Origin of the sequence: Pseudomonas sp. 18173 (assembly GCF_050432945.1) — a bacterium.
Lineage (GTDB): Bacteria > Pseudomonadota > Gammaproteobacteria > Pseudomonadales > Pseudomonadaceae > Aquipseudomonas.
This window is the reverse complement of the sequence record NZ_JBKFTN010000006.1, coordinates 37,232-50,319: the sequence shown is the minus strand read 5'-3', so window position 1 is coordinate 50,319 and position 13,088 is coordinate 37,232. Positions and strand designations below refer to the sequence as shown.

Below are 13,088 nucleotides of genomic sequence, written 5' to 3'. Positions count from 1 at the left end.
GGGGCGGTAGCAAATGAGTGGCAATTTCCTCGCTCTGGCACAGCCGGGCGTGCAACAACTTTCGCCTTACGTTCCGGGCAAGCCCGTGGACGAACTGGCGCGTGAGCTGGATCTCGATCCGGCCAGCATCGTCAAGCTGGCGAGCAATGAAAACCCGCTGGGCGCCGGTCCCAAGGCGCTGGCGGCCATCCGTGATGCGCTGGCCGAGCTGACCCGCTATCCGGACGGCAACGGTTTTGCACTCAAGACCCTGCTGGCCGAACAGTGTCGTGTCGAGCTCAATCAAGTGACGCTGGGCAATGGCTCCAACGACATTCTTGAGCTGGTGGCCCGTGCTTATCTGGCACCGGGCCTGAATGCCGTGTTCAGCGAACATGCGTTCGCGGTCTACCCGATTGCCACTCAGGCCGTCGGCGCACAGGCCAAGGTGGTCCCGGCCAAGGACTGGGGGCATGACCTGCCGGCCATGCTGGCAGCCATCGACGCCAACACCCGCGTGGTGTTCATCGCCAATCCGAACAACCCGACCGGGACCTGGTTCGACGCCGAGGCGCTGGACGAATTCCTGCAGGATGTTCCTGAGCATGTGCTGGTGGTGCTGGACGAGGCTTACATCGAGTACGCCGAAGGCAGCGACATGCCCGATGGCCTGGACTTCCTGGCGGCTTATCCGAACCTGCTGGTTTCCCGCACCTTCTCCAAGGCCTATGGCCTGGCGGCACTGCGCGTGGGTTATGGCTTGTCGACGCCGGTCGTTGCCGATGTGCTGAACCGCGTTCGCCAGCCGTTCAACGTCAACAGCCTGGCCCTGGCCGCTGCTTGTGCCGCGTTGAAGGACGAAGAGTATCTGGCGCAAAGCCGTCAGTTGAACGAGTCCGGCATGCAGCAACTGGAAGCCGGTTTCCGCGAACTGGGGCTGAGCTGGATTCCGTCCAGGGGCAACTTCATTTGTGTCGATCTCGGTCAGGTCGCGGCCCCGGTATTCCAGGGCTTGTTGCGTGAAGGCGTGATCGTGCGTCCGGTAGCCAACTACGGCATGCCGAATCACCTGCGCATCACCATTGGTCTGCCGGCAGAAAACAGCCGCTTCCTCGAAGCGCTGACCAAGGTTCTGGCTCGTGGTTGATGTCACTGCTCTGCAATCTGCTGAACCTATGATCGGTCGCCTGGTGGTGGTCGGTCTTGGGTTGATCGGCGGTTCGTTTGCCAAGGGTTTGCGTGAAAGCGGCATATGCCGCGAAGTGGTCGGGGTCGATCTCGATCCGCAATCGCGCAAACTCGCGGTCGAGTTGGGTGTGGTCGATCGCTGCGAGGAAGATCTGGGCGTTGCTTGTCAGGACGCCGATGTCATTCAGCTGGCGGTGCCGATCCTGGCCATGGAGAAAGTGCTCGCGCGTCTGGCCGGCATGGATCTGGGGCAGGCAATCCTGACCGATGTCGGCAGCGCCAAGGGCAATGTGGTGCGCGCTGCCACTGAAGCGTTTGGCAGCATGCCATGCTGCTTCGTGCCGGGGCATCCGATTGCCGGTTCTGAGCAGAGCGGCGTGGAAGCCTCCAACGCCGAGCTGTTCCGTCGCCACAAGGTGATCCTCACGCCGCTGGAGCAAACCGATCCGGCAGCCCTGGCGGTGGTCGACCGTCTGTGGCGCGAATTGGGCGCCGATGTCGAGCACATGCAGGTCGAGCGTCACGACGAAGTATTGGCCGCGACCAGTCATCTGCCGCATTTGCTGGCGTTCGGCTTGGTTGATTCACTGGCCAAGCGCAATGAAAATCTTGAGATCTTCCGTTACGCTGCGGGCGGTTTCCGCGATTTCACAAGAATCGCCGGTAGCGACCCGGTCATGTGGCACGACATCTTCCTCGCCAACCGCGAAGCTGTCCTGCGCACACTCGATACATTTCGCAGCGATCTCGACGCCTTGCGCGACGCGGTCGATGCAGGGGATGGGCACCAATTGTTGGGCGTTTTCACTCGCGCCCGGGTTGCCCGCGAGCATTTCAGTAAAATCCTGGCCCGCAGGGCCTATGTGGACGCTATGAATTCCAACGATCTGATTTTCCTGGCTCAACCTGGTGGCCGCCTGTCCGGTCGGATTCGCGTACCAGGTGACAAGTCGATTTCCCACCGTTCGATCATGCTCGGTTCCCTCGCTGAAGGTGTCACCGAAGTCGAAGGTTTCCTCGAGGGTGAAGATGCCCTGGCGACCCTGCAGGCTTTCCGTGACATGGGCGTGGTCATCGAAGGCCCGCACCACGGTCGCGTGACCATTCACGGCGTTGGCCTGCATGGTCTGAAGCCGGCGCCGGGCCCGATCTATCTGGGTAACTCCGGTACTTCGATGCGCCTGCTGTCCGGCCTGCTGGCTGCGCAGGATTTCGACAGCACCCTGACCGGCGACGCTTCGCTGTCCAAGCGCCCGATGAACCGCGTGGCCAATCCGCTGCGTGAAATGGGCGCGGTGATCGAAACCGCCGCCGAAGGTCGTCCGCCGATGACCATTCGGGGTGGCAACAAGCTCAAGGGGCTGACCTACACCATGCCGATGGCCAGTGCCCAGGTTAAGTCCTGCCTGCTGTTGGCCGGCCTGTATGCCGAAGGCAAGACCACGGTGACCGAGCCTGCTCCGACGCGTGACCATACCGAGCGCATGCTCCGTGGCTTCGGCTACCCGGTAGCGGTCAACGGTGCGACCGCATCGGTCGAGTCCGGCGGCAAGCTGACCGCGACCCACATCGAAGTCCCGGGTGACATTTCGTCCTCGGCATTCTTCCTGGTGGCCGCATCGATCGCTGAAGGTTCGGAGCTGGTGCTTGAACACGTCGGTATCAACCCGACCCGTACCGGCGTGATCGACATCCTGCGCCTGATGGGCGCCGACATCACCCTGGAAAACCAGCGTGAAGTGGGCGGCGAGCCGGTAGCAGACTTGCGCGTACGTGCAGCTAAACTCAAAGGTATCGAGATTCCTGAGGCGCTGGTTCCATTGGCCATCGATGAATTCCCGGTGCTGTTCGTGGCAGCGGCCTGCGCCGAAGGGCGCACTGTGTTGACCGGCGCTGAAGAGCTGCGGGTCAAGGAGTCTGATCGCATCCAGGTCATGGCGGATGGTTTGCTGGCGCTGGGCGTCAAGTGCGAACCAACCCCGGACGGCATCATCATCGACGGCGGCCAGATCGGCGGCGGTGAAGTGCATGGTCATGGTGATCACCGTATCGCCATGGCGTTCAGCGTTGCTTCGCTGCGCGCCAGTGCCCCGATCCGCATCCACGATTGCGCCAACGTCGCGACGTCGTTCCCGAACTTCCTGGCGCTGTGCGCACAGGTCGGTATTCGCGTGGCACAAGAGGCTCAGTCGTGAACAACATTGCACCGGTCATCACCATCGATGGGCCAAGCGGTTCGGGCAAGGGCACGGTAGCCGGGATTCTGGCGAAACGCCTGGGCTGGAACCTGCTGGATTCCGGTGCGTTGTACCGATTGCTGGCCTTCGCCGCACATAACCATGGTGTCGACCTGACCAATGAAGAACTGCTGAAGAAACTGGCCGCTCATCTGGATGTGCAGTTCATCGCGGCGACGGACGGTCAGTTGCAACGCATCATCCTGGAGGGTGATGAAGTCAGCGATGTCATTCGTACCGAAAGCGTCGGTTCCGGCGCTTCCCAGGTGGCTGCGCTGCCCGCTGTGCGCGAGGCGCTGCTGCAGCGCCAACGAGCTTTTCAGGAAGCACCGGGTCTTGTGGCCGATGGTCGCGACATGGGTACGGTGGTGTTTCCGGATGCGCCGCTGAAGATTTTTCTGACCGCCAGTGCCGAGGAGCGGGCGCGCCGCCGATATTTGCAGTTGAAGGGCAAGGTCGAGGGTGTTAGTCTGTCGAGTCTGCTAGATGAGATACGTGCGCGCGATGAGCGTGACACCCAGCGAGCGGTAGCCCCGCTCAAACCGGCGGCTGACGCCATACAGCTGGATTCCACGGAATTGTCCATCGACCAGGTGCTGGAACGCATCATGAGCGAGATCGCCATTCGCGATATCGCCGGGTGACCAAGAAGGCCGCAGGGGACCAGTCATAGTCCTGCGGTGGCTTCTTTTAAATGAAACTAACCCACACCGTCTGGGGTGTGGAGATGGGCGTATTCTTCGCCCTCATCAACAGGAATTAAAATGAGCGAAAGCTTTGCGGAACTCTTTGAAGAAAGCCTAAAGACCCTGAACCTTCAGGCAGGCTCCATCATCACCGGTGTTATCGTTGATATCGATTACCAGGCTCGCTGGGTAACCGTTCACGCTGGCCTGAAGTCCGAAGCACTGATCCCGCTGGAGCAGTTCTACAACGACGCTGGCGAACTGAACATCAACGTCGGTGACGAAGTTCACGTTGCTCTGGACTCGGTTGAAGACGGTTTCGGTGAAACCAAGCTGTCCCGTGAAAAAGCCAAGCGCGCTGAATGCTGGATCGTTCTGGAAGCAGCCTTCGCAGCCGAAGAAGTGGTCAAGGGCGTTATCAACGGTAAGGTTAAAGGCGGCTTCACTGTCGACGTTAACGGCATCCGTGCGTTCCTGCCAGGTTCTCTGGTTGACGTCCGTCCAGTGCGCGACACCACGCACCTGGAAGGCAAAGAGCTGGAATTCAAGGTCATCAAGCTGGACCAGAAACGCAACAACGTTGTTGTTTCCCGTCGCAGCGTCCTGGAAGCCGAGAACTCCGCCGAGCGCGAAGCTCTGCTGGAATCCCTGCAGGAAGGCCAACAAGTCAAAGGTATCGTCAAGAACCTCACCGATTACGGCGCATTCGTCGATCTGGGTGGCGTCGATGGCCTGCTGCACATTACCGACATGGCCTGGAAGCGTATCAAGCATCCTTCCGAAATCGTCAACGTTGGCGACGAGATCGATGTCAAGGTTCTGAAGTACGATCGCGAGCGCAATCGTGTTTCCCTGGGCCTGAAGCAACTGGGCGAAGATCCATGGGTTGCTATCAAAGCCCGTTACCCGGAAAGCACTCGCGTTACCGCTCGTGTAACCAACCTGACCGACTACGGCTGCTTCGCTGAGCTGGAAGAAGGCGTTGAAGGTCTGGTACACGTTTCCGAAATGGACTGGACCAACAAGAACATCCACCCTTCGAAAGTCGTACAAGTCGGCGACGAAGTGGAAGTTATGGTTCTGGACATCGACGAAGAGCGTCGTCGTATCTCCCTGGGCATCAAGCAGTGCAAATCTAACCCATGGGAAGATTTCTCTGGCCAGTTCAACAAGGGCGATAAAATCTCCGGCACCATCAAGTCGATCACCGATTTCGGTATCTTCATTGGTCTGGACGGCGGCATCGACGGTCTGGTTCACCTGTCCGACATCTCCTGGAACGAAGTGGGCGAAGAAGCCGTACGCCGCTTCAAGAAGGGCGACGAGCTGGACACCGTTATCCTGTCGGTTGACCCAGAGCGTGAGCGCATCTCCCTGGGTATCAAGCAACTGGAAAGCGATCCGTTCTCCGAGTACGTTCAAGAGAACGACAAAGGCGCCATCGTTAAAGGCATCGTGAAGGAAGTTGACGCTAAAGGCGCCATCATCACTCTGGCCGACGATATCGAAGCGACTCTGAAAGCCTCCGAAATCAGCCGTGACCGCGTTGAAGACGCGCGCAACGTTCTGAAAGAAGGCGAAGAAGTAGAAGCCAAGATCATCAGCGTTGACCGCAAGAGCCGTGTAATTCAGCTCTCGATCAAGTCGAAAGACGTTGAAGACGAGAAAGAAGCAATCCAGAGCCTGCGCGACAAGCCAGTAGCTACTGATGCTCCTGTGGCCACCACTCTGGGTGACCTGCTGCGTGCACAAATGGAAAAGCAGAACTAAGTTCTGACTTTCTGTAAAAAAGGGCGACTTCGGTCGCCCTTTTTTGTGTCTGGAATTTGCTGAGTTGTCCCCGGCCTTAGCTGCTCGAGTCGTGAACCAAAGATGCCGAAAAAATGTCTGATTGTTTAGTCGGATCAAGCGCTTATTTGCGGCTAGTCTTTAGCCTGAGGCTAATGATCGCCCACTGGGCTTTCTGGCAAAAGGGCGTGGATGAGCAAGCTAATTGTCGCAGTAGCGGTATTGGCGCTAGCGGGGTGTACCACTAATGCCAGAACTGATGCGGTGCGCGGGGTTGGCGGCATTGAGGTCGATTGTTCGGGGCTCGGTTCGCAATGGGATAAGTGCTACAAGTGCGCGACGAAAGAATGCAAGGGGGTGGGCTACAAAGGCTACAAGGTTGTGGCGAGGTCTGATGCGTTCAAGGGAAAGGAGGACGGCCCCCTTCGGATTCAACCCGGCAGGGTTCGTGATGCGCACTCTGTTGGTGATTTGCCGATGAGGTGGTAGCCGTTCAGAGGTCGTCCGTCTTCCGGGGGTGGGCAATCATTCTGGGGTGGGGGGAATAGATGGAAAAACTCGGGCTGTTCAAAATCATGCGGCCGTGCTAAAACCTTTGGAGCGCTGATCTAGCTGCTTGAAAAAGAAGGGAAAAATATGACGAAGTCGGAGTTGATCGAACGAATTGTCACCCATCAAGGGCTGCTCTCATCCAAGGATGTGGAGCTGGCCATCAAGACCATGCTTGAGCAAATGTCCCAATGTCTGGCTACTGGAGATCGTATCGAAATCCGGGGGTTTGGCAGCTTCTCTCTGCACTACCGCGCACCACGTGTAGGCCGTAATCCGAAAACTGGTCAGTCTGTCAGCCTCGACGGCAAGTTCGTTCCGCATTTCAAGCCAGGCAAAGAATTGCGTGATCGTGTAAACGAGGATGAGGAGGATGGACTTTGACTAGCGCCGCATTCAAAGGAGGGCGCTCATGCGCAACTTCAAGCGCGCAATAATTGCCGTATTTCTCTTGCTGCTGGTTTTGGTAGTACTTGCGTTCGTTCTTGAAAACCAGCAATCGGTTTCGCTTTTGTTCCTGGGGTGGGTTAGCCCGGTTCTGCCTTTATCATTGGTTCTGGTGCTCACACTTCTCATAGGTATGACAATCGGGCCTGTTCTTGGTTGGTTTGTGAGGCGACCCCGGGTACGGCGCAATCGAGCTCCAGCGCAAGGTATGATTCATGAATAATCAGTGCTCGTCGGTGCGCTTGATCGTCCCTGAAAGGTTGATATTGCGTGAAGGCTTCAGCGGTCAGTAGCGCAGTGTCGATGTCTGCTCTACGTCAAATGGTTACCTGTTTCTTCAGGTTCATTGGCGACTATCACGCGTTTTGTCGCATGTCTGAGTTGAGCGCTCGCCGCAAGGCTATACCCTGTGAGGCATTGTGCCTGCTAGCGTGGATTTCCTTGATTGCGGTGAGTGTTACGACTTTGAAGAAAATTACGATCTTTAAAATCAAAAAGTCTCCTTAAGGCTATGCTTGTGGTATTCGCATGCAACGACAGTCGGGTTTCAGCTGTTTGATAAATGAAGGGGTGGCTGATTGAGGGTGGAATGTTGTTTGTTAAAATTCAATGCTTGAAACTCTTCTGGTTTTTTTGAATCAAATAGATGCGTTTGTAATTGTGCGAGCCAAAATGGGGTGGTGCAAAGCAGCAAAAGGTTAATTTAGTATCGGAACCTGTCAGTTGTAATTCAAGATGGGGCGATATTTGAATAGAGTGATAAGGTCATATGCATATGCAGGAAACATCAAGCTTGCCAACTGGAACTGATGAGATAGATTTGAAGGTTTTGGTACTCGCTCTTTGGCGTCAGCGATTTGTTATTGTTGCTATTGCAGTGGTGGTGACTATTCTGGCAGTGTTGTTCGCTTTTGTGAGTAAACCGATTTATGAAGCCAAGGTGTCCATAATTCCGCCCACACAAAATGACATCGCCAATTATAATTATGGTCGAACGGTTGAGAACGAACTAACTCCTTATACTGTCAAAGAGGTTTATAGTGTTTTTACGAGGAACCTCACTGCTGAATCCTTGAAGCACGAATTTTTTAATAGCTACTACTTGCCAAGTCTCACCGAGAGCGAAAGAAGCGGCTCGCAGGATAAATTGTACGCTGAGTTCTCGAAGTTACTGATGGTTTCTTTGGTGAGCAAAGAGTCGTCGGACAGATATATGGTGGCAGTGCAGGACGAGAGTGCGGAAAAAGGGGTTGAGTTAGTTAATAAATACATCGAGCGCGCAAGTGAGTTGGCAAAAAAAGAAATAAAGAATGATATAAGAAGTGAGGCGCAGGTTCTGGCGCGAAATATTCATCAGCAAATTGCATCGCTCAGGGATGTAGGGTTGAAGGATCGCGAAGACTCAATAATCAAACTGCGCGAAGCCTTGATGGTCGCAGAAGCCATTGGACTGGAAAGGCCTCCAATTATTAGCGGGAGTTCAACGGTAGAGGTTGCAGGGAATCTGGATGGGCAGCTTATTTATATGCGTGGTACCAAGGCATTAAAAGCTGAGATTGAGAACCTTGAATCCAGAAGTTCTGATGACCCATTTATCAAAAAGCTGCGTACGCTTCAGACCAGATACGATTTTTATAATAGCCTGGAATCCAGTATTCTTGATGTAAAAGTATATAGAACTGATGGGGTGGTAGAGTTGCCGGACAGTCCGATCAAACCTCTGAAGTCCCTGTACGTGTTGATAGGTTTGATGGTGGGGCTGATTTTCGGTGTGCTGGTCGCGTTGATAAAAAACCATCTCAGTAGTGACGGTATCAGGCTGTTCGGCAGGGGGACTGGTGCTAAAAGTGTGTAATAAAATAATAAAAAACGGCAATGGTCAATATTTTCTGCGTGTCGTAAGATAGGCCGATACTGAGCCGTGATGGCTGGTGTGGCTACCAGTGCCCTGGTACGAAAAATTTGGGTGAGTAAAATGGCCTATTTAACTGAAATGCAACTTAAAGAAGCTGGTTTCAAAAAAATCGGTAGAGAAGTTAAAGTTAGCGATAAAGCCAGTATTTACAATGCCGATCAGATAGAGATCGGTGACTACTCTCGAATTGATGATTTTTGTGTTCTGTCGGGAAAGATAACGCTGGGTAAGTATAATCATATTACACCGATGTGCCTGGTTGCAGGTGGGACCCCAGGCATTATCTTTGAAGATTTTTGTACTTTGGCATATGGAGTAAAAGTATTTTCGCAGTCGGATGATTATAGTGGTGAGACATTAACCAATTCGTTACTGCCTAAGAAATTCAAAAATGAAAAGTTTGCTTCGGTTTTTTTTAAGCGTCATGTGATTGTTGGGGCAGGGTCTGTTGTACTTCCTGGAGTAACGATCGAGGAGGGTTGTTCCATTGGTGCCATGGCTCTATTGACGAAAAGTACCGAGTCCTGGGGAATCTATGCAGGCGTCCCGGCCAAGCGTATTAAAGACAGGAAGAAGGATCTCTTGGAGTTGGAAGCAAAATTTCTTGAGGAGCAAAATTATGATTCCATTTAATAGGCCGCCTTACACCGGTAATGAAGATCAATTTGTTACTGCTGCCATGCGAAGTGCAAAAATGTCCGGGGATGGCGATTTCACAGTTCGTTGCCAAACCTGGTTCGAAGCCAAGCTATCCTGCAAAAAAGCCTTGCTGACACCATCATGTACTCAAGCGTTGGAAATGGCAGCGTTGCTGGTAGGCATTGAGCCTGGTGACGAAGTTATCATGCCGAGCTATACCTTTGTCAGTACCGCAAATGCGTTCGTGTTGCGTGGAGCAAAGATTGTATTTGTCGATATTCGACCGGACACGATGAATATAGATGAATCCCTGATAGAGGCAGCTATTACCGCCAGGACAAAAGCTATCGTTCCTGTTCATTATGCCGGAGTGGCATGTGAAATGGACGTGATCATGGACATCGCGGCTCGGCATAAGCTTTATGTCATAGAAGATGCAGCTCAAGGGATGATGTCGACTTACAAGGGGCGTCCTCTGGGAACGATTGGTCACTTCGGCGCTTATAGTTTTCATGAGACGAAAAACTATACAAGTGGCGGTGAAGGTGGGCTTCTGCTGATAAATGAAGAAGCATTTGTCAGTAGGGCTGAGATAATTAGAGAGAAAGGCACCAACCGAAGTCAATTCTGGCGTGGCATGGTGGATAAGTATACCTGGGTTGATATCGGCAGTAGTTATCTCCCATCCGAATTGCAGGCTGCCTATTTGTATGGGCAATTGATGGTTGCCGACGACATAAATGCTAATCGCCTTAATACCTGGAATGAGTACCATAAGGCATTCGGTGACCTTTCAAGCAAGATCGGGTTGCCTTTTGTTCCGCAGGAGTGCCAACACAATGCGCATATGTTCTATCTGAAGCTTGACGGGCTTGAGAGTCGCACGAAGTTTATTGCCGGGCTTAAAGAAAATAACGTCATGTCTGTTTTTCATTACGTCCCTTTACATTCGTCTCCTTGTGGCAAGGTGTTTGGCCGCATGCATGCAAGCGACAAATTTACTACTAGCGAAAGCGAAAGGCTTGTTCGATTGCCTATTTGGTATGGAATGCCGAATGAAGAACGCGACCAAGTTATTAAGTCGGTAATTTCTGTACTGGAAAGAATATAACCAAGAATGAAAGTATTAAGCGGTGCCATCTTAACGGGGTGCGCTCATCTCTCTAGAATTGTAATGGGCTTCATCCTGTTGAAGATAATAGCCTATTATCTAGGTGCCGAAGGTATGGGGGCGGTGGGACACTTTATGAGTGTCTCAACGATGGTTTATATGGTTGCCGGAGGAGGGGTGATAAACGCTGTGATAAAGTATGCAGCCGAATATTCGAAGCAGCCTCGACTGCTCCTGCGCTTTGTTTCGGCGTCAACTACCTACTCCGCAGCTTTTAGCACAGTAATAATGTTTGTCGGCGTGCTGGGCTCAAAGTACATTGCGTCCCTGGTTTTTAAAGATCCGGGCTTGTACTGGGTCATTATCGTATTGGCCGTAGTCCAAATGTTGTTTGCTTTTGTGAACTTGGTGGTAGGTGTTAGCAATGGCTTGATGCAAACGCATATCTACTCAAAAATTCAAGTGCTTGGAAGCGTTTTGGCTCTACCCGTGATGTGGGTGCTAACTGCAAAAATTGGGATTGTAGGTGCTGCGCTGTCGATAGTTGCCATGTACGCAAGCCCTTTTGTTCCGGCATTGTACTATTACTTTAAATCTAATTTCAGATTTCGAGTGGCATTTGTCAGGTTGAAGAGGAAAGAACTAACCTCATTGTCGTCCTTTACCGTGATGTTGCTGACTACAGCGGTAACATTTCCCGTTGTAGAAATTATCATTCGGCAGATGTTAATCGACTCTGCGGGGTTTAGTGCGGCGGGTGTCTGGCAAGGTGCGATTAAGTTATCCAGTGCCTACTTGGGTTTTTTCTCTGTTTTCCTTGCATATTATTTTATGCCGATGATTTCCCGTCTTATAACGGGGAGGGACATTGGACTGCTAACGTTAAAATTCATGGCTATGATGATGCTGGCGTTCGGTGTCGGTGCGGGCATACTTTATAGCGGCAGAGATTTTTTTATTCCGCTCATCCTTTCGTCGAGCTTTAAATCACTGGATGATTTGATTGTTTATCAGCTGGTAGGTGACTTTTTCAAAGTTGCTTCTTATGTGATGGGGTTTGTCGCGGTTGCAAAGGCCGCAACCAAGGTGTATATAGCCGCTGAATTGCTTCAGAACGTGCTTTTCCTGAGTTGTGCTGTGGTAATGTTGAAGGCTTATCCTGGCGAAAAGGGAGTTATGGTCGGGTATATGATTTCTTATATTGTGTATTTTGTTTTTGCAGTTGCTGCGTTTTGTACTTATCTTAAGCTGATATCTGCGCGTGAGAAAGCCCATGCTATTCATTGCTAATGTTTTAGAGTTGAACGGAGGTACAACTTTTATTCTAAGGTTGGCCCGTGAGTTTAACGAGAGAAAAGCAAAGTTGGGCGTGTTGGTGATGTCTGATGTTATAGATAAAGGCCTGGAGAGCAAAATTCGCCAGTATGCTGATATCTATTACTTAAAGGATTATTCTAGCCGTAAATTATCTTCCGGCTTCAGGTTGCCTTTAGGTGGTTTTCTTCCTCTCGATAAAGCTGAGTTGATTAAACTGATTGAGTTGTATGGCTCTCATGCTCATGTCATGGGTGTTTTTGGTTTGTTGTTCATAAAGCGCTTGTGTGCGCTTGTTGATTTCAGATTTAAAGTTTCTTTTGGTGTGTATCATCAAAATGAAATTATGTTCGATAGTGTTCAGTATTACTTTGCCAATAAGGCCAAAAAGTTGTTCTCGTTGCTGCCTGCTGAAAGTGTAGTATTTTTCAATGAGAAGAACATTGAGTCATACCAGGCTTTCTATGATAAAAGCTTTTCCGGGTCGACTCTTGTCCCCATCGGTATCGAAATTCCAAAGAGGCAAACTGGATTGTTGGGGGATCCAGATTCTGATCGATTGATTTCTATAGGTAATTTACACATATTCAAGGCTTACAATCGGCATGTCATAAGTTTGTTACCTGAGCTTAAGAAAGTCAGACCAAATCTAATATATGAAATTTACGGTACTGGACCCTACAAGTCGGAGTTATTAAAGCTCGTTTCTTCGCTTGGTCTCGAATCATCTGTGATTTTCAAAGGGGCTATTGCATATGAAGAGATCCCAAATGTACTGAAAGGTGGATTGGCCTTCGTAGGAAGTGGAACTGCGATTGTTGAGTCGTCTGCGTTAGGCCTGCCATCGATCATTGGGATTGAGTCGACGCCTGATCCAGTTACCTATGGATTTTTAGGTGATATTGAAGGCTTTTCTTACAATGAGTTAGCTGCGAATCAAAGTACTTATTTCATCCTCGATAAGTTGCTTTCGATTATAAATAGTAGTGAGGAGTGGCAGCTTGCTGCGAGTTCTTGCAAATTCAAGGCGCAGGAATTCTCTATTGAGCATACCGCAAACGGGTTTATAAAGCTTGAAGAAGGTGTGATGGACCTTGAGTTGTTTCGAGCGGAAAAATACAGTAATTTTTTTGCTGGGTTGTCATTCGTAAAGTGTGCAGTAAAATATAAACTTGGCTTTGATAAGGAGTTCATTGGGCGAAGGGATCAGGGGACCCTGGCTTAAAGTGTAGTTG

At 51.6% G+C, this 13,088-nt stretch carries 11 protein-coding genes and 1 pseudogene; all 12 read left to right on the top strand.

Annotated features, from left to right (window positions below):
- Positions 1-13 precede the first annotated feature (13 nt).
- The 12 genes and pseudogenes from hisC (at position 14) to ACLD1X_RS08705 (ending at position 13,078) form a co-directional block, all read left to right on the top strand.
- Positions 14-1,126: a histidinol-phosphate transaminase gene (hisC, locus tag ACLD1X_RS08760; protein WP_429366967.1), complete on the top strand. Its 1,113-nt coding sequence runs from the start codon at positions 14-16 to the stop codon at positions 1,124-1,126.
- A gap of 28 nt (positions 1,127-1,154) precedes the next feature.
- Positions 1,155-3,362 carry a bifunctional prephenate dehydrogenase/3-phosphoshikimate 1-carboxyvinyltransferase gene (locus ACLD1X_RS08755; protein ID WP_429367137.1) on the top strand — a complete coding sequence of 736 codons (2,208 nt, stop codon included), beginning with the start codon at positions 1,155-1,157 and terminating at the stop codon, positions 3,360-3,362.
- Complete coding sequence (gene cmk, locus ACLD1X_RS08750; RefSeq protein WP_007973641.1) at positions 3,359-4,048, top strand: (d)CMP kinase; 690 nt, start codon at positions 3,359-3,361, stop codon at positions 4,046-4,048. The genes ACLD1X_RS08755 and cmk overlap by 4 nt, the downstream gene beginning before the upstream one ends.
- A 120-nt stretch (positions 4,049-4,168) precedes the next feature.
- A complete protein-coding gene (gene rpsA / locus ACLD1X_RS08745) occupies positions 4,169-5,860 on the top strand; it encodes a 30S ribosomal protein S1 (protein WP_007973639.1) in 1,692 nt (563 codons plus the stop codon).
- 210 nt (positions 5,861-6,070) lie between these two features.
- Positions 6,071-6,359: pseudogene (locus ACLD1X_RS08740) on the top strand (hypothetical protein).
- Positions 6,360-6,514: 155 nt separating this feature from the next.
- Positions 6,515-6,811 carry an integration host factor subunit beta gene (ihfB, locus tag ACLD1X_RS08735; protein ID WP_204934187.1) on the top strand — a complete coding sequence of 99 codons (297 nt, stop codon included), beginning with the start codon at positions 6,515-6,517 and terminating at the stop codon, positions 6,809-6,811.
- 28 nt (positions 6,812-6,839) lie between these two features.
- A complete protein-coding gene (locus ACLD1X_RS08730) occupies positions 6,840-7,097 on the top strand; it encodes a lipopolysaccharide assembly protein LapA domain-containing protein (RefSeq protein ID WP_429366966.1) in 258 nt (85 codons plus the stop codon).
- A gap of 552 nt (positions 7,098-7,649) precedes the next feature.
- Entirely contained in the window at positions 7,650-8,729 is a 1,080-nt protein-coding gene (locus tag ACLD1X_RS08725) for an LPS O-antigen chain length determinant protein WzzB (protein WP_429366965.1), read from the top strand.
- Positions 8,730-8,849: 120 nt separating this feature from the next.
- Positions 8,850-9,422: an acyltransferase gene (locus ACLD1X_RS08720; protein WP_429366964.1), complete on the top strand. Its 573-nt coding sequence runs from the start codon at positions 8,850-8,852 to the stop codon at positions 9,420-9,422.
- Positions 9,409-10,539 (top strand): dTDP-4-amino-4,6-dideoxygalactose transaminase, encoded by a 1,131-nt coding sequence (rffA, locus tag ACLD1X_RS08715; protein ID WP_429366963.1) that lies wholly within the window; start codon positions 9,409-9,411, stop codon positions 10,537-10,539. Before ACLD1X_RS08720 ends, rffA begins: the two co-directional genes overlap by 14 nt.
- A 6-nt stretch (positions 10,540-10,545) precedes the next feature.
- On the top strand, positions 10,546-11,829 hold the full coding sequence (locus ACLD1X_RS08710) for an O-antigen translocase (RefSeq protein ID WP_429366962.1): 1,284 nt from the start codon (positions 10,546-10,548) through the stop codon (positions 11,827-11,829).
- Positions 11,813-13,078 (top strand): glycosyltransferase family 4 protein, encoded by a 1,266-nt coding sequence (locus ACLD1X_RS08705; RefSeq protein ID WP_429366961.1) that lies wholly within the window; start codon positions 11,813-11,815, stop codon positions 13,076-13,078. Before ACLD1X_RS08710 ends, ACLD1X_RS08705 begins: the two co-directional genes overlap by 17 nt.
- Positions 13,079-13,088 lie beyond the last annotated feature (10 nt).

Bases quoted from the DNA above. Each gene is read 5' to 3' on its own strand.
- hisC (WP_429366967.1), top strand. From the start codon at position 14: ATGAGTGGCAATTTCCTCGCTCTGGCACAGCCGGGCGTGCAACAACTT.
- ACLD1X_RS08755 (WP_429367137.1), top strand. From the start codon at position 1,155: ATGATCGGTCGCCTGGTGGTGGTCGGTCTTGGGTTGATCGGCGGTTCG.
- rpsA (WP_007973639.1), top strand. From the start codon at position 4,169: ATGAGCGAAAGCTTTGCGGAACTCTTTGAAGAAAGCCTAAAGACCCTG.
- ihfB (WP_204934187.1), top strand. From the start codon at position 6,515: ATGACGAAGTCGGAGTTGATCGAACGAATTGTCACCCATCAAGGGCTG.
- ACLD1X_RS08730 (WP_429366966.1), top strand. From the start codon at position 6,840: ATGCGCAACTTCAAGCGCGCAATAATTGCCGTATTTCTCTTGCTGCTG.
- ACLD1X_RS08725 (WP_429366965.1), top strand. From the start codon at position 7,650: ATGCAGGAAACATCAAGCTTGCCAACTGGAACTGATGAGATAGATTTG.
- ACLD1X_RS08720 (WP_429366964.1), top strand. From the start codon at position 8,850: ATGGCCTATTTAACTGAAATGCAACTTAAAGAAGCTGGTTTCAAAAAA.
- rffA (WP_429366963.1), top strand. From the start codon at position 9,409: ATGATTCCATTTAATAGGCCGCCTTACACCGGTAATGAAGATCAATTT.
- ACLD1X_RS08710 (WP_429366962.1), top strand. From the start codon at position 10,546: ATGAAAGTATTAAGCGGTGCCATCTTAACGGGGTGCGCTCATCTCTCT.
- ACLD1X_RS08705 (WP_429366961.1), top strand. From the start codon at position 11,813: ATGCTATTCATTGCTAATGTTTTAGAGTTGAACGGAGGTACAACTTTT.